At 73.0% G+C, this 22,307-nt stretch carries 19 protein-coding genes; 8 read left to right on the forward strand and 11 right to left on the reverse strand.

Annotation, left to right across the window (positions count from 1 at the left end; genetic code table 11):
• Nucleotides 1-36: 36 nt before the first annotated feature.
• Both ACWD12_RS06235 and ACWD12_RS06240 read right to left on the reverse strand, forming a co-directional pair.
• Nucleotides 37-2,385, reverse strand: a complete 2,349-nt coding sequence (locus tag ACWD12_RS06235) for a HelD family protein (protein WP_450098557.1) — start codon at nucleotides 2,383-2,385, stop codon at nucleotides 37-39.
• A 202-nt stretch (nucleotides 2,386-2,587) separates the two neighbouring features.
• Entirely contained in the window at nucleotides 2,588-4,162 is a 1,575-nt protein-coding gene (locus ACWD12_RS06240) for a fibronectin type III domain-containing protein (RefSeq protein WP_450098558.1), read from the reverse strand.
• Nucleotides 4,163-4,355: 193 nt separating this feature from the next.
• Here ACWD12_RS06240 and ACWD12_RS06245 point away from each other — a divergent pair, with 193 nt between their 5' ends.
• Complete coding sequence (locus ACWD12_RS06245; protein WP_450098559.1) at nucleotides 4,356-4,508, forward strand: hypothetical protein; 153 nt, start codon at nucleotides 4,356-4,358, stop codon at nucleotides 4,506-4,508.
• A 182-nt stretch (nucleotides 4,509-4,690) separates the two neighbouring features.
• On the opposite strand, the gene ACWD12_RS06250 is transcribed toward ACWD12_RS06245, so the two are convergent.
• Both ACWD12_RS06250 and ACWD12_RS06255 read right to left on the reverse strand, forming a co-directional pair.
• Nucleotides 4,691-5,164 carry a hypothetical protein gene (locus ACWD12_RS06250; protein ID WP_450098560.1) on the reverse strand — a complete coding sequence of 158 codons (474 nt, stop codon included), beginning with the start codon at nucleotides 5,162-5,164 and terminating at the stop codon, nucleotides 4,691-4,693.
• A gap of 683 nt (nucleotides 5,165-5,847) precedes the next feature.
• Nucleotides 5,848-6,768, reverse strand: a complete 921-nt coding sequence (locus tag ACWD12_RS06255) for an SDR family NAD(P)-dependent oxidoreductase (protein ID WP_450098561.1) — start codon at nucleotides 6,766-6,768, stop codon at nucleotides 5,848-5,850.
• A 140-nt stretch (nucleotides 6,769-6,908) separates the two neighbouring features.
• Here ACWD12_RS06255 and fabG point away from each other — a divergent pair, with 140 nt between their 5' ends.
• On the forward strand, nucleotides 6,909-7,646 hold the full coding sequence (gene fabG / locus ACWD12_RS06260) for a 3-oxoacyl-ACP reductase FabG (RefSeq protein WP_358349470.1): 738 nt from the start codon (nucleotides 6,909-6,911) through the stop codon (nucleotides 7,644-7,646).
• 60 nt (nucleotides 7,647-7,706) lie between these two features.
• On the opposite strand, the gene map is transcribed toward fabG, so the two are convergent.
• Nucleotides 7,707-8,471: a type I methionyl aminopeptidase gene (gene map / locus ACWD12_RS06265; RefSeq protein WP_450098562.1), complete on the reverse strand. Its 765-nt coding sequence runs from the start codon at nucleotides 8,469-8,471 to the stop codon at nucleotides 7,707-7,709.
• Between the two features lie 106 nt (nucleotides 8,472-8,577).
• On the opposite strand from map, the gene ACWD12_RS06270 reads away from it, so the two are divergent.
• Nucleotides 8,578-8,853, forward strand: coding sequence for a helix-turn-helix domain-containing protein (locus ACWD12_RS06270; RefSeq protein WP_358349464.1), 276 nt, complete (start codon nucleotides 8,578-8,580; stop codon nucleotides 8,851-8,853).
• Between the two features lie 63 nt (nucleotides 8,854-8,916).
• On the opposite strand, the gene ACWD12_RS06275 is transcribed toward ACWD12_RS06270, so the two are convergent.
• Both ACWD12_RS06275 and ACWD12_RS06280 read right to left on the reverse strand, forming a co-directional pair.
• Nucleotides 8,917-9,090: a hypothetical protein gene (locus tag ACWD12_RS06275; protein ID WP_450098563.1), complete on the reverse strand. Its 174-nt coding sequence runs from the start codon at nucleotides 9,088-9,090 to the stop codon at nucleotides 8,917-8,919.
• A gap of 527 nt (nucleotides 9,091-9,617) precedes the next feature.
• Complete coding sequence (locus ACWD12_RS06280) at nucleotides 9,618-9,818, reverse strand: hypothetical protein (RefSeq protein WP_358363407.1); 201 nt, start codon at nucleotides 9,816-9,818, stop codon at nucleotides 9,618-9,620.
• Between the two features lie 521 nt (nucleotides 9,819-10,339).
• Between ACWD12_RS06280 and ACWD12_RS06285 the strand changes: the two genes are divergently transcribed.
• The 3 genes from ACWD12_RS06285 (at nucleotide 10,340) to ACWD12_RS06295 (ending at nucleotide 17,468) form a co-directional block, all read left to right on the forward strand.
• A complete protein-coding gene (locus ACWD12_RS06285) occupies nucleotides 10,340-11,347 on the forward strand; it encodes a polysaccharide deacetylase family protein (protein ID WP_450098564.1) in 1,008 nt (335 codons plus the stop codon).
• Between the two features lie 291 nt (nucleotides 11,348-11,638).
• A complete protein-coding gene (locus ACWD12_RS06290) occupies nucleotides 11,639-15,544 on the forward strand; it encodes an ABC transporter ATP-binding protein (RefSeq protein ID WP_450098565.1) in 3,906 nt (1,301 codons plus the stop codon).
• A gap of 298 nt (nucleotides 15,545-15,842) precedes the next feature.
• Nucleotides 15,843-17,468: an ABC transporter substrate-binding protein gene (locus ACWD12_RS06295; RefSeq protein WP_450098566.1), complete on the forward strand. Its 1,626-nt coding sequence runs from the start codon at nucleotides 15,843-15,845 to the stop codon at nucleotides 17,466-17,468.
• 116 nt (nucleotides 17,469-17,584) lie between these two features.
• On the opposite strand, the gene ACWD12_RS06300 is transcribed toward ACWD12_RS06295, so the two are convergent.
• The 4 genes from ACWD12_RS06300 to ACWD12_RS06315 form a co-directional block, all read right to left on the reverse strand.
• Complete coding sequence (locus ACWD12_RS06300; RefSeq protein WP_450098567.1) at nucleotides 17,585-18,262, reverse strand: hypothetical protein; 678 nt, start codon at nucleotides 18,260-18,262, stop codon at nucleotides 17,585-17,587.
• Nucleotides 18,259-19,149: an ATP-binding cassette domain-containing protein gene (locus ACWD12_RS06305; protein ID WP_450098568.1), complete on the reverse strand. Its 891-nt coding sequence runs from the start codon at nucleotides 19,147-19,149 to the stop codon at nucleotides 18,259-18,261. Before ACWD12_RS06305 ends, ACWD12_RS06300 begins: the two co-directional genes overlap by 4 nt.
• Nucleotides 19,146-19,553, reverse strand: a complete 408-nt coding sequence (locus tag ACWD12_RS06310) for a PadR family transcriptional regulator (protein WP_450098569.1) — start codon at nucleotides 19,551-19,553, stop codon at nucleotides 19,146-19,148. Before ACWD12_RS06310 ends, ACWD12_RS06305 begins: the two co-directional genes overlap by 4 nt.
• Before the next feature lie 136 nt (nucleotides 19,554-19,689).
• On the reverse strand, nucleotides 19,690-20,142 hold the full coding sequence (locus ACWD12_RS06315) for a MaoC family dehydratase (protein WP_358363417.1): 453 nt from the start codon (nucleotides 20,140-20,142) through the stop codon (nucleotides 19,690-19,692).
• A gap of 273 nt (nucleotides 20,143-20,415) precedes the next feature.
• Here ACWD12_RS06315 and ACWD12_RS06320 point away from each other — a divergent pair, with 273 nt between their 5' ends.
• Nucleotides 20,416-20,907, forward strand: a complete 492-nt coding sequence (locus tag ACWD12_RS06320; RefSeq protein ID WP_450098570.1) for a hypothetical protein — start codon at nucleotides 20,416-20,418, stop codon at nucleotides 20,905-20,907.
• 340 nt (nucleotides 20,908-21,247) lie between these two features.
• On the forward strand, nucleotides 21,248-22,294 hold the full coding sequence (locus ACWD12_RS06325; RefSeq protein ID WP_450098571.1) for an aminotransferase class V-fold PLP-dependent enzyme: 1,047 nt from the start codon (nucleotides 21,248-21,250) through the stop codon (nucleotides 22,292-22,294).
• The last annotated feature ends 13 nt before the right edge of the window (nucleotides 22,295-22,307 follow it).

A 22,307-nucleotide genomic window follows, 5' to 3' on the forward strand; every position in this document is an offset into this window, starting at 1 on the left:
CCCTCGGGGCTTCTGTCTGCGGTGGAGCGGCCCCGGCTACTCCGAGACCGGCGCTGCCGCCAGGCCCATCAGGTCCTCGGCCCACTCGCGCTCCGCGTCCCCGCTGCCGGCGACCACGACCAGGCTGCGGGTGGCCCGCGTCAGGGCCACGTACAGCGTGCGCAGGCCGCTCGGCGACTGGTCGGCGATGCGCTTCGGGTCCACGATGACGGCGGCGTCGAACTCCAGGCCCTTGGCGTCGAGCGCGTCCATGACCTGGACGCGCGGCGGCAGTTCCGCGAGGGCCGCCAGGATCGGGCCGGTCTCGCCGACGGGCGCGACGACGCCCACGGTGCCCTCGACCTCGTCCACCAGCCGGGCCGCGGTCGCGCGTACCGCCGAAGGCACGTCCGCCGCGGCAAGCAGCGTCGGCTTCTCGCCGCCGGCGCGCACCGCCCGCGAGGGCTTGGCGCCGGGCACCGCGCGCAGCAGCACGCGAGCCGCGACGGCCGCGATCTCCGCGGTGTTCCGGTAGTTGGTGGTCAGCTCGAACTCGTGCCGGGGCCGGTCGCCCAGCGCGTCCGACATCGCGGCGGCCGAGGCGTCCAGGTCCTCCCACGCGCTCTGCGCGGGGTCCTCGACGATGGTCCATGTCGCGTGCCGCCCGCGGCGCTTGAGCATGCGCCACTGCATCGGGGCCAGGTCCTGCGCCTCGTCCACGACGATGTGGGCGTACTCGTCGGGCTCTTCGTCCTCGTCCCCGCGGCCGCGGCCGGAGCGGGCCATGCGGTCGGCGTACGTCGTCACCTCGCTGATCTCGTCGGCCGGCGCCGAGGACCGCACGCTCTCCCCGGTGAAGATGTCGAACCCGTCGACGACGTAGGGGTTGTCCTCTTCCGGCATGCCCGGCGTGCGAGGGCGCTGCCGCGGCAGCGGGCCCACCAGGCCGTCGAGTTCGTCGAGCAGCGCGACGTCGAGGAAGGACACCTCCCCGGTACGCGCGGTGTGCTCCCACGAGTTCGCCAGCAGCGTCACCTGGTCGCGGGAGAGTCGCCCGCGCGCGGCCCGGTCGACACGTGCCGGGTCGGCGAGCCCGCGCAGGACGTCGATCGGGCGGACCAGCGGCCACCAGGTGTTGAGGAAGACCGCGAACTCGTCGCGCGCCGCGACGTCTTCGAGGAACGCGTCCTTCTCGCCACGGGCCGCGCCCCGGGACGCGAGCCGCGACCACAGTTCGGCGAGCACGGTCTTCGCGGCCTGCACGCGCTGGCCGTTCGGCCCGCGGCGGGCCCGGTGCAGCAGGTCGCGGCGGATACGCCGCAGTGCGGCCGTGTCGAGGACGACCTCGGTGCCGCGGTGCCGCACGCGCAGTTCGTGCGGCGCACCGGGCGGCGTCGCGTCGACCGCGCGCCGCAGCACCGGCAGCATGCCGGTCGAGCCCTTGAGCCGGGCCACGGCGGCGGTGTCGTGGTAGGCGGCGGTGATGCCGTCCACCATGTCGCCGAGCGAGTGCAGGACCGCGCCGCCCTCGCCGAGCGACGGCAGCACGCGTTCGATGTACGCGGTGAAGCGCGGGTTGGGCCCGACCACGAGCACGCCGCGCGACCCGAAGCGCTGCCGGTGCCGGAACAGCAGGTACGCCACCCGGTGCAGGGCGACCGCGGTCTTGCCGGTGCCGGGTCCGCCGCGCACGATCACCGAGCCGTCGGCGGGTGCCCGGATCGCGTCGTCCTGCTCCTGCTGGATGGTCGCGACGATGTCGCGCATGCTGCCGTCGCGCGTCCGGCTGAGGGCCGCCAGGAAGGCGCCGTCGCCGACCACGACCAGGTCGTCCGGTGCGGCGTCGGGGTCGAGGAGGTCGTCCTCGATGTCGACGAGCTTGTGGCCGCGGCAGTGCAGCACGCGGCGGCGTACGACGCCGCGCGGGTCCTCGGGCGTGGCCTGGTAGAACGCCTCGGCGGCCGGCGCCCGCCAGTCGACGACGAGGATCTCGCTGTGCTCGTCGCGCACCCCGATGCGGCCGATGTGCCACACCTCGGCGTCGTTGCGGTCGAGGCGGCCGAAGACGAGTCCGTCGTCGGCGGCGTCGAGGGTGCGGGCCCACAGTTCGGCCCGGAAGACCATCGTGTCGCGCTCGACCAGCGAGCCCACCGTGCCGACCTGGGCCTGCTTGTAGCCCTCGCGCACAAGTGCGCGCGCTTCGCCGCGCATGGCCTCCAAACGGACGTACGCGCGGTCGATGTGGTGCTGTTCGGCCGCGATCTCGCGCTGCTTGGCGTCGAGCGCGGCCGACGCCTCCGGCAGGGCGGCGGAGGCCCCCGGCGCGGCGGAGTCGGCGGAGGCTACGGGACCGTCGGCGTCGCGGACGACGCCGTGCGGTTGCTGCCCGGGAGGGGGCAGGGGCATCGGGCTGGCTCCTCGTGCAGGGTGGGGCGAACAGTAGACCCTAGTACGCCCGAGCCCCGCTTCTCCCCGACGCCCCGCCCCGCGGACGGCCGCGGCGTCGCCCGCGGACCGGTCGGGCCGCCGCGGGGGCGGCCTCCACGCGCAAGCTCGGCAGGCGACCTCGGCAGGCGGTACGTCGTGAGCCCGGCCGCGGTCGCGCCGTTCAGCGCCGGGCGCGCAGGCGCTTCACCGCCACCCCCGCGCCGACCAGCCCCGCGGCGCCGAGCAGCGCCCAGGCCCACACCGCGAGTCCGGGGCCGTCCGACCCGCCGCCTGCCGCGCTCGGGGTGCGGGCGGCCTGCCCGTTCGGTGTGCTCGCGGCGGACGGGGACGGCTCGCTCGGCGGCGCCGGCTGCACGGACAGGGCCAACTGCCCCTCGGCCTCGCGCGCGGGAGTGGAGGTGTCGGCGACGCGGATCGTGACGGTGTGGTCACCGGGATCGGCGGCGGTTCCGCTGAGCTTCCCGGTCAGCGGGTCGAGGGTGAACCCGGGCGGCAGCGCGTCGGCGGACCAGCGGTACGGCTGGGTGCCGCCTTCAGCCTGCAGCGTCGCCGTGTACGGCTGTCCGACGACCGCGGGCGGCAGGACGCTGGTGGTCACCGCGAGCCCCTTCACCGGCGTCACCAACGCTCCGGCGCTCGCCTCCGAGTTGCCGACCGCGTTCACCGCGCGCACCTGGTAGGTGTAGGCGGTGTCCAGCGTCAGCCCCTTGTCGGTGTACAGGAGTGTCGCCGCACTGACCGTCGTGACCAGCGCCGGGGCCGGCTGCGCGCCGCCCGCGCGGTAGATCTGATAACCCGTCAGCGGGCTGCCGCCGTCGTCCGCCGGGGGCATCCACGAGAGCACGGCCTCCGCGTCGCCGGGCGCCGCGGTCAACGTGCCGGGCGGACCGGGGATCGTCATGCCGCTCGAGGTCAACGTGACGGTACGGCTGCCGCCGGGCATGTTGCCGGTGATCGTCAGCGTCCCGGTGACCGGACCCCGCGCGGTCACGGCCGCCTGCACCGCGATGCTGCACCGCCCGCCGGCCGGCACCTGGGTGTTGGCCGCGCAGCTCGTTCCGGTGTTCTCCACCGCGAAGGGCGGCGTGGCCACGATCGAGGTCAGGCTGAGGGGTGCGCCGCCGCTGCTGCTGAAGGGGATGTTGCGGATGGCGGTGCCGGGCACCGCGACCGGGCCGAAGTCGACGCTGGTGGGGAGTTCGTCGATGTCCCCGGCGGGGACGGTGAACACGAGGACCGCCCGGGCGGCGCCGGCGTTGGCGCCGGCCTGCGTCGACGCGTCGGGAAACACCTGGGTGTCGGGCGGGTAGGTGGCGAGCGTGGCGCCGGCGGCCGCGGACAACCAGGGTTCGGTCGAGCTGCCCCAGAACGTGGTGGACACCTGGTCGACCGCGACCATGACGACCTGCCCCGGGCGCAGCTTCCCGGACGCGCTCACGGCACCCTTGCCGGTGGTGAGCGCGCCGGGCCTGCCGGTGAGGGAGTCGGCGGCGCCGTACAGCGACACGGAAACCGAGACCGCCTCGTTCGGCACCGTGATGCTGGTGTAGCCGGACTGCGTGACCTCGACGGTCTGTTCGGTGTTCGGGGCGGCGGGCAGGAGGGCCGGCCGGGCGTCGGAGGCGGGGGCCGGGCGGGCGTCGGGCGGCGTCCAGGACGCCGCGGCGGCAGGCGCGGCGGTCAGCAGCAGCGCGGCGGCGAGGAGCGCGGCCCGCTTGCGAACCCGTTCGACCATGGTGTTGGGGACCCCCCGTGGGCTGCGTCCGGAACCGGACGGCGTCGCAGCTCACGGTGTGCCCGGTCGGTCGTACGCGCGGATGCTAGCGCTGTGCGGCCGCGTCCGGGAGAGCGCGGGGCGCGGACATCACCCGAACGACGGCCGCGTTGCGTGCAGGTGGGCGATTGCGCCGGTTTCGCACGGTCCGCAGATGGCGGAGAGGCGTGCCCTCGCGCGCCGGTTCCGGGGCGGCTCGACCGCCGTCGCGGGGCTGCCGCCGGGCGGCGGCCCGGACAAGGACCTGCCCGGTGACCAGCGGCCGACAGGGGTTGGAGGCCGGCCGGCAGTCACCGGGCAGGAGTAGGGGCAACGACGGACGGGGACCGGTGGTTCCGGACCTACGGGTCGGATCCGCGGATCGGGACCCGTGGATCGGAACCGGGAACCGCGCGGGGCGGCCGGCACCCGGCGCCGTGGATCGACACGTGATCGGGTGGACCTGATCGGGTGGACCTGGTCGACCGCCTGGTCGATCGGGCCTGCGGGTCAGGCCCCGTCGTGCGGCGGCCCGACGCGCAGACCGCGGCCTTCGTCGAGGTCGCCGTCGATGTCGCCGATCCGGGCGGGCCCGTCGATCGCGTCGATCACGCCGGTCCCGTGGGTCTTGTCGGTCTTGTCGGCGGCTTCGGATGCGGACCCGGCGACGGGTCCGGTGTCGCCCTTGTGCTGTGCCCCATCCGGCAGTTCAGGCGGTGTGTCGCCTTCCAGCCGCCATTCGTCGCCGATCCGGCGCCAGCGCAGCGGCCCCTCCTCGCGCCACGGCTGATTGGCTGCCAGGTAGGCGTCCCAAAGAGCCACCTGGCGGCGGGCCCGTTCGACCACGCCGACCCGCTTGCGCTCCGGCCGCGGACCGGTCGGCCGCCAGTCGCGGCCGTCCCGCGAGTCCGCACCGAAGAGCGGGCCCAGGACCACCACGACGACCAGAAAGGCTATGAGCAGACCGGCTGTTGCGTACTCCACTTTCCCTACCTCCCCACCACGTCGACCGAGGACTTCGCGGGGGCGCGGTCGTGGACGCGGTACGCGGCGCAGGCCGCACACACATCTCCCGGCCGGGCGGCGGGCTGATGCTTCGGATCGGCCCGCTCCCGCCCTCGGTCGACCCCAGTCTTGGCCTGCCGCGACCAAGATCAAAGGGCCAATCGCGGCCCGGTGGCCTGGGCCAATCCGTCGACTGGTCCAGAATTGGCAGGCCGCTGCCACCGGACCGGCCGACCGACGGCTGACCCTCGACGCGAAGTGGAATGCGGTCCGACGGTACGCCCGCATATCCGGCCAGTGGCCGGATTGCGCGGATGTGTCGCGCGGTCCGTCGTACGCCCGCCAGACCAGCCCGCCATGGCCGGTCCGGATGAGTCCGCACGGCCCGAAAACACCGGTCCGCCAGCGGCAGGACACACCCGTCGGGCATCGTGGGTGCGTAGGATCTCCGAACCCGGGCAGACCACGCCCGGGGCCGAGCCCCCGCTGCCGGCTCTGCCGATCAGCGGGCGAACCGGCAGGCGCGCACCTCCCCCCAGCGCGTCGCCGGCATGGGGTGGGCCCGCAGACATTCCCCCCGTCTGCGGGCCCATCTCTCTTTGCGGCGGCGGCCGTTGCGGGTCCGCCGGCGTGTCGTCGGGGCGCGCAGCGCCGCCCGCGCGTCAGTCCAGCGGGAACTTCTCGCCGACCAGTTCCTCCGACAGGGTCCACAGCCGCACCGCGGACTCGGGGTCGCGCGCCCACACGGCGTGCTTGGTGCTGATGCCGCAGTCCTCGGTGTAGACGCCGCCCTGGTCCGCGAGTTCGGGCGCGGTCGCGGCCCACACCTGGGTCGCGGCTCCGGCCGGGACGGACTTCATGGCGGGCATGTCGGCGCGTGTGACCTTCGATTGCAGGGACGCGCCCTGCTCCCTGCTCATGTAGCGGCCGAGGTTGGTGCGGATCATGCCCGGGTGCACGGCGTAGGAGCGTACGCCGCGCGGTGCGAGCCTGCGGTCCAGCTCGACGGTGAAGAGCACGTTGGCGGTCTTGGACTGGCCGTAGGCCTTCCAGGGGTGGTACTCGGTGGTCTCGAAGTTCGGGTCGTCCCACAGGATGTCGCTCGCCACGTGGCCGCCGGAGCTGAGGTTGACGACGCGTGCGGGTGCGCCGCGCACGAGTGCGGGCACGAGCAGGTTGGTCAGCAGGAAGTGCCCGAGGTGGTTCGTCCCGAACTGCAGCTCGAAGCCGTCCGCGGTACGCCCCATCGGCGTCGCCATCACGCCCGCGTTGTTGACGAGCAGGTCGACGCGCTCGTGGCGGTCGAGCAGCCAGGCGGCGAAGGCGCGTACCGAGGCCAGGGACGTCAGGTCGAGTACGCCCGCCTCCACCGACCGGCCCGGTCCCGCGACGGCGGCGACGGCCTCGGCGCCCTTGGCCTCGTCGCGTGCGGTCAGCACGACGTGTGCGCCGGCGCCGGCCAACACCCGGGCGGTCTCCAGCCCGAGGCCGGAGGTCGCGCCGGTGACGACGGCCGTCCGTCCGGCGAGGTCGATTCCGGCGATGACCTCGTCGGTGGTGGTCTCGGGTCCATACGTGGGCATGGCGACTCCTCAAATACTTGACTCGATCATGCACTATGCGCCACCCGCCTTCACCTGACAAGGCATCAGTAGTCTGAACCCGCAAGTCCGCTGGTTCGCACGCCGCGACGACAGGTCGCCGGCACAACGGGAGGACGGCCATGCTCGAAGGACGCGGTGCGGTGGTCACGGGGGCGGCGCAGGGAATCGGCCTGGAGATCGCCCGGGTCTTCTGCGCGAACGGCGCGCGGGTCGTGCTCGGCGACCGCGACGGCGACGCGGCGCGGGCCGCCGCCGAAGGCCTCGTCGCCCAGGGCGGCAGCGCGGTCGGGGTGGCCTGCGACGTGACGGTGCCCGAGCAGGTGGACGCCCTGGTGCGCACGTGCGTCGAGACGTACGGCGCCCTCGACATCTTCGTCAACAACGCCGGCGTGACGCGCGACGCAACACTGCGCAAGATGACGATCGACGACTTCGACATGGTGATCGACGTACACCTCAAGGGCACCTGGCTGGGCACGCGCGCGGCGTCGCTGGTGATGCGCGAGCAGGGACGCGGCGCGATCGTCAACATCTCGTCGCTGTCCGGCAAGATCGGCCTGCCCGGGCAGACCAACTACAGCGCCGCGAAGGCCGGGATCGTCGGCCTGACCAAGGCCGCCGCCAAGGAGCTCGCGCACCTCGGGGTACGTGTCAACGCCGTGCAGCCGGGCCTCATCCGCACGGCGATGACCGAGGCGATGCGGCAGGACATCTGGGACGCCAAGGAGCGTGAGGTCCCCTTGCAGCGCGCGGGCGAGCCGGTCGAGGTGGCGAACGCGGTGCTCTTCCTTGCGTCGGACCTGGCCAGCTACATCACCGGCACGGTCGTCGAGGTGACCGGCGGCCGCGGCATGTGACGCCGATGCGCGGGTCGGTGGGCCCCCGGTCCCGCCGGCCGGCGCATCCCTTCGCGGAATTCATGCGGTCAGCACCAACGGCCCGTCCGCGGTGACGGCCACCGTGTGCTCGAAGTGCGCGGCCCGCGAGCCGTCGGCGGTGGCGAGCGACCAGCCGTCCGGCAGCAGGCGGTACGCGTCGCCGCCGCCCTCCAGGAACATCGGCTCCAACGCCAGTACCAGGCCCTCCCGGAGCCGGAAACCGCGCCCGGGCCGCCCGTGGTTCGGCACGTGCGGGTCCTCGTGCAGTTCCGTGCCGACGCCGTGCCCGCCGTGGTGCCGGAGCACGCCGTAGCCGTACGCCGCGGCCACCTCCTGCACGGCGTACCCCAGGTCGCCCAGCCTGCCGCCCGGCACCATCGCGGCCACGGCGGCGTCGAGCGCGGCCCGCGTGGCCTCGCACAACCGCTCGCCCGCGGCATCGGCCGACCCGACCGCGACGGTGGTCGCGGCGTCCGCGTGGTAACCGCCCACGACGGCCCCGGCGTCAATGGACAGCAACTGGCCGGACCGCAGCACGTGGCGGTTCGGGACCCCGTGCACCACGACGTCGTCGACGGACAGGCACAGCACGCCGGGGAACGGCGGCACGTCGCGGTGCGGCCGTTGGCCGAGGAACGAGGGCTTGGCCCCGGCCTCCCGGATCACCCGGGCGGCGATCTCGTCCAGCTCCCACAACGTGACCCCCGGCCGCGCGGCCTCGGCGACCGTGCGCAGCGTCGCGGCGACGACGCTCCCCGCCTCGCGCATCAGCTCCAGCTCGGCCGCGCTCTTGAGTGACACCATGCCCGCTTCCCCTCTCCTGGGATTCTTATCCTGGCCAAACAATACACACCAAAGAATACACACCAAAAAATACCCGCCAAACAAAGCAGGCCATATAATCGTGGGCATGGTGCGCACCCCTCTTACCGACGAACAGCGGGACCGCGGCCGCGTGCTCGGCCAGGCACTGCGGGAGGCCCGCGGGCGACGCAGTGCGGCATGGGTGTCGGCGGAGTCCGGCGTCCCACTCGACACGCTGCGCAAGATCGAGCGCGGAGCGGTCTCGATGCCGGCCTTCTTCACCGTGGCGCAGCTGGCCCGGGTGCTGGAGCTGGACCTGTCCGCCCTCGCCGCGGAGTTGCTGCCCCCCGGCGACGAGAACGAGCACGCGGGCGCGGCCTAGGAACGGCTCAGAGGTCCGCCGGGCTCCGGCCGCCCCGATCGGGGACGCCGGCCGCAGGGGCGTTCAGCGGGACGGCGGAGGTGCCGGTGCGGCGTCGAGGGCGAGGACGCCGACGATGACGTGGTTGATGCGCTTGCCGCCGAAGTCCTGGCGGGCGACGCGGCATTCGGCCCACCGCGGTCGGAACCGCCGGCCGGCCACGGGCGACTTGCCCCGTGAGGTCGGCGGGTGCCGCATCAGGGGGGTCGCTCCCGGCCTCCGCCGTCGGAACCTCCACGCACGTGCGGGCGCGTCCTCGCAGTCGGACCGCCTGCTCATGATCGCCTGGACCGTGGCCGCCACCTGCGACTTCGCCGAGAAGGCGGCGGTCGACCGCCCGCCGCTGCGGCCCCGGGGACGCCGTTCGACGGCCCGCCGTCGGTCGCTCGGCCGTTCGGTGGATTGGCGAAGGGCCAACGGCCTTTCGGCGCGGCGGCCGTGACCTCCGGCGCATCGGCCGCGTTGTGTGCGATAGAGGCCGCTCCCCCGGGCGGCACGCCGGCTTCGGAGGTACGGGTGGTCGCTCAAGGCGCAGCCGCGGTACGCACCTCCGCACGGGCGACCGGGCGGACCGGTCGGCCGACGGCCGGCCGGCTCGGCGCGCGGACCACGGCGCGCGCCGCCGGAGATCCGTACTCCGGCGACGCGCGGTCAGGACCGGGCGCGTCCGGTCCATTGGCGCGGCATGGCCCGCGAGGGTCGGTCGCGGTGCCGCGGGCAGGTGGTCAGGCGAAGGTGACGGTTCCCGGCATAGTCCACAGCGGACCGGGGAAGGGCAGAGCGAAATAGGCCGGGATGAACCGGTCCGGCACGCGCGGCACGCGCGGGATCTGTGCGGCCCGCGCCGCCGGGACGTACAACGACGCCATCGAGCCGAAGAACACCGCGACGGCCATGACGGCCGCCCGCCGGAATCCGAACCTCATACCTGCTTCGCCTCCTCGTCCAGCGGCGTCGGTCCACCGGGGACGCCGACGCCGTAACCCGTCACCCCGCGTGACGGCGGGTTGACTCTAGGGTTTTGTCGACGTTGCGCGGCGCAGGATTGCGCCGCCCGGGTGAACGCCGGTGCCCCGAAAGGCCCCAGGACACGCAAGTTCACTCCGACGAGGGAATGCCGTGCGCCCGTGCGCGCCGGTCCCAGGCCGTTTCCCGCCCCCTGAATCGCGCCGCTCGCACGGGACCGTGCGCGGCCCCGACACGCCACGAGTCCCCGCGGATCGACGCGAGGACGTTCCGCTCGGCACATCCCGGCGGGGACGCGACTCGTGGGCGGGCAGGCCGGGCGCACCCGGGCCGCCTGCCGCGACGCCCCTCACTCGGATGCGCCACGCGTACGGGTGAACCACGCGTCGGATCAGCGGAGATCGGGTGCTGTTCCGCGGCAAAAGGCTTGGTTGTCGCTCCGGTTGGGCAAAGATTGACGGTCATATGCCGCAAACCGGAGGTGATCCCTACGAAACGGGACCGAAGCCGCCGTCAGATCGCCGCCGCCTGCGTACTCGCCGCCGCGACCGCCGCGGCGTGCGCCTCGCCGGGGCCGGACAACCACGGCCGCGGCCCACGCAACAAGCCCCACGCTCCCGCCGCCTCGGAGAGCCCCGGCCCCGATGTCGCCGCCAAGGGCGTGCCCGCCGCTCCGGACGCCCACGAAGGCCAGGGCGCCCAGCAAGCGGCGCCGGCCGACCCGTCGGGCCAGGCGAAGGCCGTGCAGGAGGCCGCCGCGCGCGAGGAGGCAATGCGGGCGGCCCGCGCGACCGCGGCCCGCGCATGGGGCCTGACCACGCCCCCGCTGCTCGCCCCGGCCCCGCCCGCCACGAAGCCGGCGCTCACCGGCAACGGGGCCCACGTGATCGTGCGTCCCGGGCTGCCGCCGGTCGTCCGGCGCGTGCCGACCAACGACAAGGTGGTGTTCCTCACCGTCGACGACGGCATGGAGAAGGACCGCGAGTTCAACCGCATGCTCAAGGACCTCGGGATCCCGGTCAGTGCTTTCGTCACCGACTACCTCGCGCGCCCCAACTACGGCTACTTCCGCGACCTGCGGGACCAGGGCGCGTCCGTGCACAACCACACGCTCAACCACCGCGACCTGCGCAAGCTCGACTACGAGGGCAACCGCCGCGAGGTGTGCGGCCAACAGGACAACCTCGAACGCGAGATCGGGGTGCGCCCCAACCTCTTCCGCCCGCCGTTCGGCGAATACACCGAGGCCACGCTGCGCGCGGCCGCGTCGTGCGGCATCACGGCCGTACCGCTTTGGAACCAGGAGGCGTTTCCGGACCGGATGGAGTACCGGTACGGCGACCACAAGTTCCACCCCGGCGACATCATCCTGACGCACTTCCGCGGCCCCGAGACGTGGAAGGGCGACATGAACGCGATGCTCCGGCTCGTGGTCCGCGAGGTCACCGCGCAAGGCTTCGCGATCGCACGGCTCGAGGACTACCTCTGACCTCGGGACCGCTGCCGACCTCGAGGACTGCTTCCGGCCTCGAGAACACCATCTGATCCGCGACTACTTCTGCCCAAAGACCGCTTCTGACCTGAGACCCGTCGGCCCCGGTCCCCTCGGCCGCTCGGTTCCGTCGTCCGCACTCCCCCGCGCCGTCCGCCTGTCCGTCGCCCCCGCAGGCTCACCGGCCCGGCCGCCCCGCCGGTCCCTCCCCCCTGCCCGTCCGCCTCTCGCCACCCCGGCGCGCCTCGACCGATCGTTAGAGGGGCTAACCATTTAGACTCGGTGGTTGTGACCACCCCCGCGGGGCAGCCCGCTCCCGACGTCCCGCGCGCCGCCGACGGGCGCGGGTGGCTGCGCCGCATCCTGGCCGCCTGTTGGCAGCACAAGGCCAGCGTCCTGTGGGCCTTCGGGGCCTCGCTGGCCGGCATGACGGTGACCGCGTTCGTGCCGCTCGTGCAGCGCGCGGTGATCGACGACGCGGTGGCCGGCGACACCGCTGCCATCGGCCCGCTCGCGGTGTTGCTGGTCGTCGCCGCGGTGTTCAGCTTCGGCGCGGCGTACATCAGGCGCTACATCGGCGGACGGTTGTCGCTCGAAGTCCAGTACGACCTGCGCACCCAGGTGTTCGGCGCGCTGTCGCGACTCGACGGCGCGCGCCAGGACGAGTTGCAGACCGGCCAGATCGTGAGCCGCGCGGGCTCCGACATCAACATGATCTCCAGCGTCTTGGCGATGCTCCCGATGCTGACCGGCAGCGCCCTGCTGTTCGTGCTCTCGCTCGGCATCATGCTGACGCTGTCCCCGCTGCTCACCCTCGTCGCGCTCGCCATCGGACCGGGCCTGTTCGCGGTCGCGCGGGTGTCGCGGAAGCGGCTGTTCCCGGCCACCTGGGCGGCGCAGCAGGAGGCCGCGGCGCTCGCGGGCGTGGTCGACGGCGCGGTCACCGGGGTCCGGGTGGTCAAGGGCTTCGGCCAGGAGGCGCAGGAGGTCGCGCGCCTGGAGGACGCCGGGCGCCGGTTGTTCGCGAACCGCATGCGCGCGGTACGGCTCAACAGCCGGTACACGCCGACCCTTTCGGCCATCCCCGCACTCGGTCAGGTGGGCGTGCTGGGCCTCGGCGGCTGGCTGGCGATCAAGGGCGAGATCACGCTCGGCACGTTCCTGGCGTTCTCCACCTACCTCGGCCAACTCGTCGGCCCGGTCCGGTTGCTCGCCGGGCTGCTGACGGTGGGTCAGCAGGCCCGCGCGTCAGTCGAGCGTGTGTACGAGGTCGTCGACTCGCAGCCGCTGGTCACCGAGAAGCCCGACGCCGTACGACTCACCTCGTGCGCGGCGGTCCTGGAGTTCGACGGCGCGACCTTCGGGTACGTCGCCTCGCGCCCGGTGCTCGACGGCCTGACCCTCGCGGTGGCCCCCGGCGAGACGCTTGCCCTGGTCGGCACCTCGGGATCCGGCAAGTCGACGGTGTCGATGCTCCTGCCGCGCTTCTACGACGTGCAGCAGGGCGCGGTCCGGGTCGACGGCCACGATGTGCGCGACCTGACGCTCGACTCGCTGCGCGCCGCCATCGGCCTGGTCGCGGAGGACTCGTTCCTGTTCTCCGACACCGTGCGGGCCAACATCGCGTACGGCCGCCCGGACGCCACCGACGCGCAGGTCCGGGCGGCCGCGCGCGCCGCCGAGGCGGACGCGTTCATCTCGGAACTCCCGAACGGCTACGACTCCGTCGTGGGCGAGCAGGGTCTGACGCTGTCCGGCGGCCAGCGGCAGCGCATCGCGCTGGCCCGGGCGCTGATCACCGATCCGCGCATCCTGCTCTTGGACGACGCGACCTCGGCCGTCGACCCGAAGATCGAGGCGGAGATCCACGCGACGCTGCGGCGCGTGATGGCGGGCCGCACCACCGTGCTCATCGCGCACCGGCGGTCCACCCTCCAACTGGCCGACCGGATCGCGGTGTTGGACCGGGGCCGTCTGGTCGACATCGGGACCTACCGGGAACTCGACGCGCGCTGCCCGCTGTTCCGACTGCTGCTGTCCGGCCCGGGTGACGACGCCGAAGGCCGGGACACCGGCGAACCGCCGGCGGGGGCCGTGGCGGAGGCGGCGGTCGGCGCGGAGGCCGCGCGTACCGCCGCGCCTGCCGCGACCGCCGGCCAGATCGACGGCGTCACGCCCGAACTGTGGGACCGCAGCGGCATCCCGGACGCCGATTCGGCGGACGCCCTGGCCAAGACTGCGGCCGGCGGGGGCAGCGCGGCCGCGGCGGCCGGAACCGGCGGCCCCGGGGGCGGCGGAGGCGGGGGCCGCGGCGCCTTCGGCGGCGGGTTCGCCGCGATGATGCCCGCGACTCCCGAACTGCTGGCGCAGGTCGAGGCGTTGCCGCCGGCCACCGACAAACCCGAGGTGGACGACCGGGTGGCGCGTGCCGAGGACCGGCGGTTCACGCTGCGCTCGCTGCTGCGGCCGTACCGCACACCGCTGCTCATCGGGCTGGTTCTGGTGACCCTGGACGCGGGCGCGCAGCTCGCGCTCCCCGCGCTGATCCGCGACGGCGTGGACCGCGGTGTGAGCGACGGCGCCACCCGGACGATCCTGCTGGTGTCGCTGGTCGCGCTCGGCGTGGTCGCGGCGGACTGGGTGGTCAACGTCGCGCAGGTGCGCATCGCGGGCCGTACCGGCGAACGCCTGCTCTACACCCTGCGGGTGAAGACGTTCGCGCATCTCCAGCGGCTCGGCCTGGACTACTACGAGCGCGAAATGTCCGGGCGCATCATGACGAGGATGACCACGGACGTCGACGCGGCGTCGACGTTCCTGCAGACCGGCCTGGTCAGCGCGGTGGTCAGCCTGCTCACCTTCTTCGGGATCATGGCGGCGCTGCTGATTCTGGACTGGGAGCTGGCGCTCGTGGTCATGAGCGTGCTGCCGGTGCTGATCGCGGCGACCGTCGTGTTCCGCAAGAAGTCGGCAGCCGCGTACGACGACGCGCGCGAGAAGGTCAGCGCGGTCAACGCGGACCTCCAGGAGAACGTCGCGGGCATGCGCACCGCCCAGGCGTTCCGGCGCGAGGAGCGCAACTCGGCGCGGTTCGCGGAACGCAGCCGCGACTACTACGACTCCCGGCTGACCGCGCAGCGCTACATCGCGCTGTACTTCCCCTTCGGCCAGTTCCTCTCCAGCCTCGCGGCGGCGCTCGCGCTGATCGTCGGGGCGCGGCGGGTGGGCGACGGCACGATGACGGCGGGCGCGCTGATCGCGTACCTGCTCTACATCGACATGTTCTTCTCGCCGATCCAGCAGTTGTCGCAGGTGTTCGACGGGTACCAGCAGGCCGCGGTGGGGTTGCGGCGCATCCGCGACCTACTGCGCACGCCGACCTCCACGCCGGGTGCGGCGAAGCCGGTGCCGGTGCCGGAGACCGGGCTCAAGGGCGAGATCGTGTTCGACGACGTGCACTTCGCGTACGCGACCGCCCCCGACGCGACCGGGCGGCAGGCCGAGGCGATCTCGGGTGTGTCGCTGCGCGTCGCGCCCGGCGAGACGGTGGCGCTCGTCGGGCAGACGGGTGCCGGCAAGTCGACGCTGGTCAAGCTGGTGGCCCGGTTCTACGACGTGGACTCCGGCGCGGTGCGGGTGGACGGCGTGGACGTGCGCGACTGGGACCTGGCGCACTACCGGCACCGGCTCGGCGTGGTGCCGCAGGAGGCGTACCTCGCGGCGGGCACGGTGCGGGACGCGATCGCGTACGGCCGGCCCGACGCCACGGACGCCGAAGTCGAGGCCGCCGCACGGGCGGTGGGCGCGCACGACGCCATCGCCGCGCTCGCGGGCGGTTACCTGCACGAGGTGGGCGAGCGCGGACGGACGTTGTCCGCGGGGCAGCGCCAGTTGATCGCGCTGGCCCGGGCGCAGCTGGTGGATCCGGACATCCTGCTGCTCGACGAGGCGACGGCCGCGCTCGACCTGGCCACCGAGGCGGCGGTGACGCGGGCGGCGGACGAGTTGGCGCAGCGGCGTACCACGCTGGTGGTGGCCCACCGGCTGACGACGGCGGCGAAGGCGGACCGCATCGCGGTGGTGGAGCGCGGGCGGGTGGCCGAGACCGGCACGCACGACGAACTCCTCGCGCTGGGCGGTCATTACGCGGCGCTCTGGGCGGCCTTCACGGGTGTCGACGAGAGTGCGGCCTGAGCCTTCCGCCGAGGGCGGTACGCGGCACGTGGGTGTGGTGTCCGAAAGTCGCGTCCCGCGGCTGTATCCGAAAAGTCGTACAACTGCCCGATAGAAAACACATCGTCGGGATGGTCTTCACAACCCCGCGGCCCTACATTGTTCCCCCTCTCGGTTCCCCTCGGAAGCGATCCGGGGCCGGCGCGGCTGTGCGGCCGCGGCTCCGCCCGGATCCCCGCTCGGCACGGCGCCTCGCACACTCCACGCACACACGAGACGGTCCCCGCCAGGGCCGTTCCCCAGCTGGAGGTGGATCTCGTTGCCCCGCCACGCCCTTCCCCCGCGCCGGTTCAGACGTCCCTCGGCCGCCCTCGCGGCGGTCCTCCTCTCCTTCTCGCTCGTCGCCACCGCATGCAGTGACTCCGACTCGGACGGGGACACGCCCGGACCTTCCGCGGCGCCGCCCGCGACCGGCGGGGCCTCGGCGCAGCCACCCGCACGACAGGGCGGCCAGTTGACCATGCTGGCCGTGCAGGACTCCGCGCAGCTCGACGTCTTCCGCACCGCGTACGTCGCGGTCACCGACGAGCCGCGCCTCTCCGCGCTGTACGACCCGCTTTTCGTGATCAATCCGGGCGGCGGCACGGTCGTCGCGCATCTGGGCGAGTCGATCTCGACGTCCGACGGCGGCCTGACCTGGACTCTCAAACTGCGCCCGAACGTGCAGTTCAGCGACGGCACCCCGCTCGACGCCGCGGCGGTGAAGACCAACTGGGACATGCACGCCGACCCGGCCACGCAGTCACTGCACCGGGCCGCGGCCGCCGGGCTGGTGCTCGGCGTGGTCGACCCCCTGACGCTGTCGATCAGGCCGCCCGCGCCGAACGCCAACTTCGACCGGACACTCGCGCAGGAGCTGACCTACATCGAGTCGCCGGCGCAGCTGGCGAAGGGGCCCGAGGTGTACGGGTCGCAGCCGGTCGGCGCCGGCCCGTTCGTGCTGCGCAGCTGGGTGCGCGGCAGCGAGCAGGTGTTCGCGCGGAACCCGAACTACTGGCAGAAGGACAAGGGGCTTCCGAAGCTCGACGGCTTCACGGTCAAGAACGTGCCGGACATCCAGCAGCAGCTCAACTCGGTCAAGTCCGGGCAGGCGGACATCTTCACGAGCTCCGACCCGGCCCTGCTGGACCGCGGCGCCAAGGACGCCAACGCGTCGGTGCTCAAGGTCGACGGCGGCCAGTACTTCATGTTCAACTTCGCGCGGGCGCCGTTCGACGACCCGCGGGCGCGCCGGGCGGTCTCGCTCGCGCTCGACTCGGCGGAGATCCCCAAGGTCCTGGACAACGGATACATTCCGGCCAAGGGGCTGTTCGCCACGACCTCGCAGTTCTTCTCGCCCGCGTCCGTGCAGGCGGCGTACGACCAGGCGGAGGCGCAGCGGCTGTTCGACGAGCTGGCGCAGGAGGGCAAGAAGGTCGACTTCTCGTACCTGATCCCGCAGAACCCGTCGTCGAAGAAGACCGCGGAGTACATGCAGAGCCGGCTGCACACCTACCGGAACGTGACGATGCGGGTCGAGGCGCTGGAGATCGGCGCGTACATCGTGAAGTCGGCGATCCAGAAGGACTTCCAGGGTTTGCTGACGCAGCGCTGGGTGGTCGACCCCGAGCCGCAGATCTTCAACGCGTTCCACTCGCGCAGCCCGCTCAACTACGGCGGGTACGTCAGCGCCGAGGCCGACCGCGCGCTGGCCGCCGGGCGGGCGAGCACCGACCCGGCGGTGCGCAAGCAGGCGTACGCGGACCTGCAGAAGGCACTCGTTCAGGACGTGCCGGTGTGGGTGTACTCGGAGGCGGTCGTCGGGCCCGTCTACAACGACAAGCTCACCGGCATCGAGCTCTACAACGCCGGGGTGCTGTTCATGGACCGTGTCGGCCTGAAGTAGCCGCTGGCGCCGTGCTGTTCGGGGACGCCGGGGCGATCGGCCGCGGTGTCCCCGAACAGGGGCGACTCGGAGAGCGGACGGCCCTGTGCGGGTCGGCCGCATCAGGCGCACCTGCGTCACGGTTCGGGATAGCGGGCGACGCGCAGGCGGCGGGCGAACAGCGCGAGGGTGAGGGCGGTGCACAGGACCCAGGTCGCGGCCGCGTGCAGTACCGCATGCCACAAAGCGGTGGTGGGAGCCGCGTCGACGGTGTAGTTCCCCAGAGACCGGGCGGACCAGAACGGCATCAGTTTGGCGGCCGAGCCGGCCGGGTCGGCCAGGAGTTGGGTGGCGCAGACGATGAGCAGGGCCAGTGCGCCTTCGAGTTCGCGGGGCAGCAGCGCGGCGATGAGTCCCCCGAAGGGCGCGGCGACCACGGCCGTCAGGAGCAGCATGAGGACGGCGCCCCAGGGGTGCGCCAGGTCGCCGCGGCTCACGCCCACCAGTGCCGAATAGGCGGTGGCGAGGGCGGCGCCGATGCCGGTCATGGCCAGCAGGCGGCCGCCGATGATGTCGAGGACGGAGGCGCCGGCCAGGCGCAGCCGCGGGTCGAGGCTGCGGGAGGCGTTGACCACGAAAACGGTGAGGGTGGCGACGGCCCAGCCGACGCCGATCGCGAGCAGGCGCGTGGACTGGCCGGGCAGGTCCCGGCGCACCAGGTAGAAGCACAGCGGCAGGGCGATCACCAAGAGCACCGCGGTGCGTCGGCGGCCGACTTCGCGGGCCGACAGCGCGGCCACGACGAGCCCGGTCACGCCCGCCTCCCGGTGCCGTGCGCGCCGCCGGCCGGTGCGGTGCTCGGGCCCGGGGCGGCCGCGCTCAGGTCGAGCACCTGGTCGACGTGCCTGAGGTCGTGCAGAAGGTGGGTCACCACGACCACCGCGCGGCCGGAGTCGCGCCAGGCACGTACCTGCTGCCAGAAGTCCACGTACGTCCCTTGGTCGAAGCCCTGGTAGGGCTCGTCGAGGAGGAGCAGGTCGGGGGCGTGCAGCTCGCCGAGAACGAGGTTGAGCTTCTGCCGTGTTCCGCCGGAGAGGTGCTGGGCGCAGCGGGCCCGGTCGGGGCGCCAGGCCAGGCGCCTGGCGAGGTGCTCGCCTGTCGAACGGGCCCGCCGCGGTGCCATGCGGGCGGCGGCGCCGAAGAGGGTGAAGTGTTCGGCGGGGGTGAGCCATCCGGCGGTTCCGCCGTCCTGGGGCACGTAGCCCACGCGTGCGGTGCGGTGCACCGTTCCCGTGGTCGGCGTGCTCAGCCCGGCGCAGATGCGCAGCAGGGTCGACTTGCCGCAGCCGTTGGCGCCGACGACGGCCGCGACTTCCCCGGCACGCACGGTGAGGTCGACGTCGGCGAAGACCGTGGTGCGGCGGTGGCGCTTGCCGACGCCTTCCAGGCGCAGCAGGACCCGGCCGCGGGCGAGCCCCGGCGGCGTTTCCGTCCGGGGGGCGGTGTCGCCGGGTGCGGAGAGGGCGGCGACCAGATGGCGCGCGTACAGGTGTGCCGGGCCGAAGAGTTCGGCCGTCCCGGCGCCGAACTCCGCGGCTTGCTGGGCGGTTTCCCCGGCGAGCTGACGGGCCCGCGCCGGTTCCAGGCCGAGCTGCACCAGCTCCGCTTCGAACCGCGGCAGCCACCTCGGGTCGCCCGTCACCGCTGCCCGCCGCCCTGCTCGGGCTTGCCGGTCCGGCCGGCCCGTTCGGCCTGTCCGGTCCGGCCGCGTTGCCCGCGGACGGCGCCGGCACCGACCAGGGCATCGACTCCGTCGCGGAACCGGGCCCAGTCGGTGGCCTGTTCGGCGAGCGTCTGACGCCCCGCAGGGGTCAGCGCGTAGTACTTCCGGCGGGGGCCCGACTCCGACGGCGCCCACGTGGGTTCGGCCAACCCGTGCTGCTCCAGTCGGAGCAGGGCGGGGTACAGGGTGCCGCCCGGCACCTCGGCGACCCCCGCCTCGGAAAGCCGCTGGGCCAGGCCGTACCCGTAGTCCGGGCGTTCCTGCAACATCGCCAGCAGGCACAGATCGAGAAAGCCGTGCAACCACGGCCGCGCGCTCAACACGCTAAGTAGGCTAGCTGGTAACCAGCCTGTCTATCTAGTGGGGCGCAGCCGGCCTCGCCCCGCTGCCACGAGAGCGGCGAGGCCGGGCTCAGCTCGAAGGCGTCCGGCTCGGGAGCCGGGGCGGGTCAGGCCGGGGTCAGAGGACGATCAGGACGATGCTTTCGGCCACGCACGCGGGCTTGGGCTGACCCTCGATCTCGACGGTGTACTTGACGACGGCCTGCTTGCCCTGGGCGACTTCGCGTACGTCCACCAGCTCGGCGCCGACGCGGACCCGCGAGCCGACGGTGACCGGGCTGGGGAAGCGCACCTTCTCCGTGCCGTAGTTGACGAGCATCTTGGGGCCTTCGAGGCGGAAGATGTCCTTGCCGAGGGCCGGGATCATCGACAGCGTCAGGTATCCGTGCGCGATGGTCGCGCCGAAAGGGCCGTCCTTGGCGCGTTCCGCGTCGACGTGGATCCACTGGTGGTCGCCGGTCGCGTCGGCGAAGCGGTTGATGCGTTCCTGGTCGACCAGGTGCCATTCGCCGTACCCCAGGTGCTCGCCCTTCAGGGCTGCGAACTCGTCGAACGACGTGAACACGCGCATGTGCGCCTCCCCGGCATCGTGGGTGTCCGGACGCCGTTCCCGCCCGCGCGGGGGTCCGGAGCCGTGCGGTGCCCATCGTAGGGGCGCGGCCGCGTGGCAGGCGGCTGCCCGCGGCTCTCGCCCCGGGTCGGATAGTGGACCTTGCAAACTATTTTTCCAACGGCTAGGTTTCAGCTCGCACCAAATGCGGATGCGGATGCACGTGCAGATGCATCTGAGGTACGGTGAAGCGTGGGCCCTCAGCCGTGTTCACAGGTCCACAAGGGGTGCACGATGCCTGACGGCAAGCCGGAATTGACCATCACGCACATCAGCGAGACGCCCTGGCACGAGGTCAAGGCGCAGTCCCACAGCGGCCGCCGCGTGTCGGTGTGGGAGAAGTTCCTCGAGTGGACGCCCGAGCGCATGGTGATCTACGCACGGTACGACGCGGGCGTGATCGTGGAACGGCACGGCCACATGTCCGAGCACTACGTGTTCGTCATCGCGGGCGAAGTCCTCATCGGCGACCGCCCGTGCCCGGCGGGCACGCACATCACCCTCGAACAGGGGGCTTCCTTCGGGCCGCTCATCGCCGGCCCCGAGGGCGCGACGCTGTACGAGATCATGGCCGGCGACCCGCGCGCCGTCCCGGACGACCGCGAGGGCTTCCGACGCCTCCTGGCCGAGCGGGATGTCACGCCACTGCCCAACCCTCCGGTCCCGTGGCCCGACTGGCTGCAGGCACGTACCGACGGCGACCCCGGCAACGCCGCGCAGGACTGAAGTCGGCACGACCCGGATCCGCGGGACCACCGGGAGCACAACCCCGGCGAGCCCGGCAAGACCCGCAAAGCACCAGAAGGCGTACATTCGCCTTGGATCGCTCCTGGATCAGCGCCTCTTCGGTCCGGGAACGACGAACAGACCGCACCGCACGCCGTAACGCGAGCCTCGCCCCTGTGGGCACGCGACGGCAGGCGGCGTGTGGCGCCGCCCCTGTGCGCCACACGCCGCCCCCGCGGAGGTGGCTCCCGGGCAAGTGGCTCGCCACAGCCTGGTCCGGGAGCCACCTCCGGCCAAATGGCCCTACTCGACCGCGCGGCGCGCGTCGTACGGTCGGGCGATGGACCTCGAAAGCGCCCGCGCCCTCTGGGAGCCCGAACCGGGCTGGCTGAACACCGCAAGCTACGGCCTGCCGCCCACCCCCGCCTACGACGCGGTGCTCGCGGCGCAGCGCGACTGGCGTGCGGGCCGGACGAGTTGGGAACCCTGGGGCGAAGTCGGGGAGCACGCCCGCGCGTTGTTCGCGGACCTGGTCGGCGCCGACGCCTCCGATATCTCGATCGGCGCGGCCGTGTCCGGCATGCTCGCCCCGGTCGGCGCTTCGCTCACCCCGGGGACCCGGGTCGTAGTGCCCGACATCGAGTTCACGTCCAACGTGTTCCCGTGGATGGTGCACGAGGCGCGCGGTGTCGAGGTGGTGTGCGTGCCGTTCGCCAAGCTCGCCGAGGCGGTCGACGAGCGTACCGACGTCGTGGCGTACAGCCTCGTGCAGTCCGCCGACGGCACGCTCGCGGCCGACGCCGAGATCGTGGCGGCGGCCCGCGCGCACGGCGCCCTGGTGGTCGTGGACGCGACCCAGGCGGTGGGGTGGCTGCCCGTCGACGCGACACGCTACGACGTGATGGCGGTCGGCGGCTACAAGTGGCTGATGAACCCGCGCGGCACCGGCTACACCTACTACGCGCCGGGCGTACGCGACCGCTTCGTGCCCGTCGCGGCGGGCTGGTACGCCGGCGAGGACGTCCACGCGTCCTACTACGGACCGCCGTTGCGACTCGCCACCGACGCACGGCGCTTCGACACGTCCCCCGCGTGGTTCGCCTGGGTCGGCGCGGCTCCCGCCCTGGAAGTCGTGCGGGACATCGGCATCGAGCAGATCCACGCGCACAACGTGGCCCTCGCGAACCGGTTCCTGACCGCCCTGGGACGCCCGGAAGGCGACAGCGCAATCGTCACGGTCGACGTACCGGGAGCGGACGAAGCACTGCGCGCCGCGGGCGTCAAGGCCGCGGTACGCGCCGGCCGCGTCCGCGCGTCCTTCCACCTGTACACGACTACAGACGACGTCGACTTGGCGGTCAACGCCCTTCTCGCCCAAGGAGGTTGACGGCGCCCCGCGC

Source organism: Streptodolium elevatio (assembly GCF_053592165.1).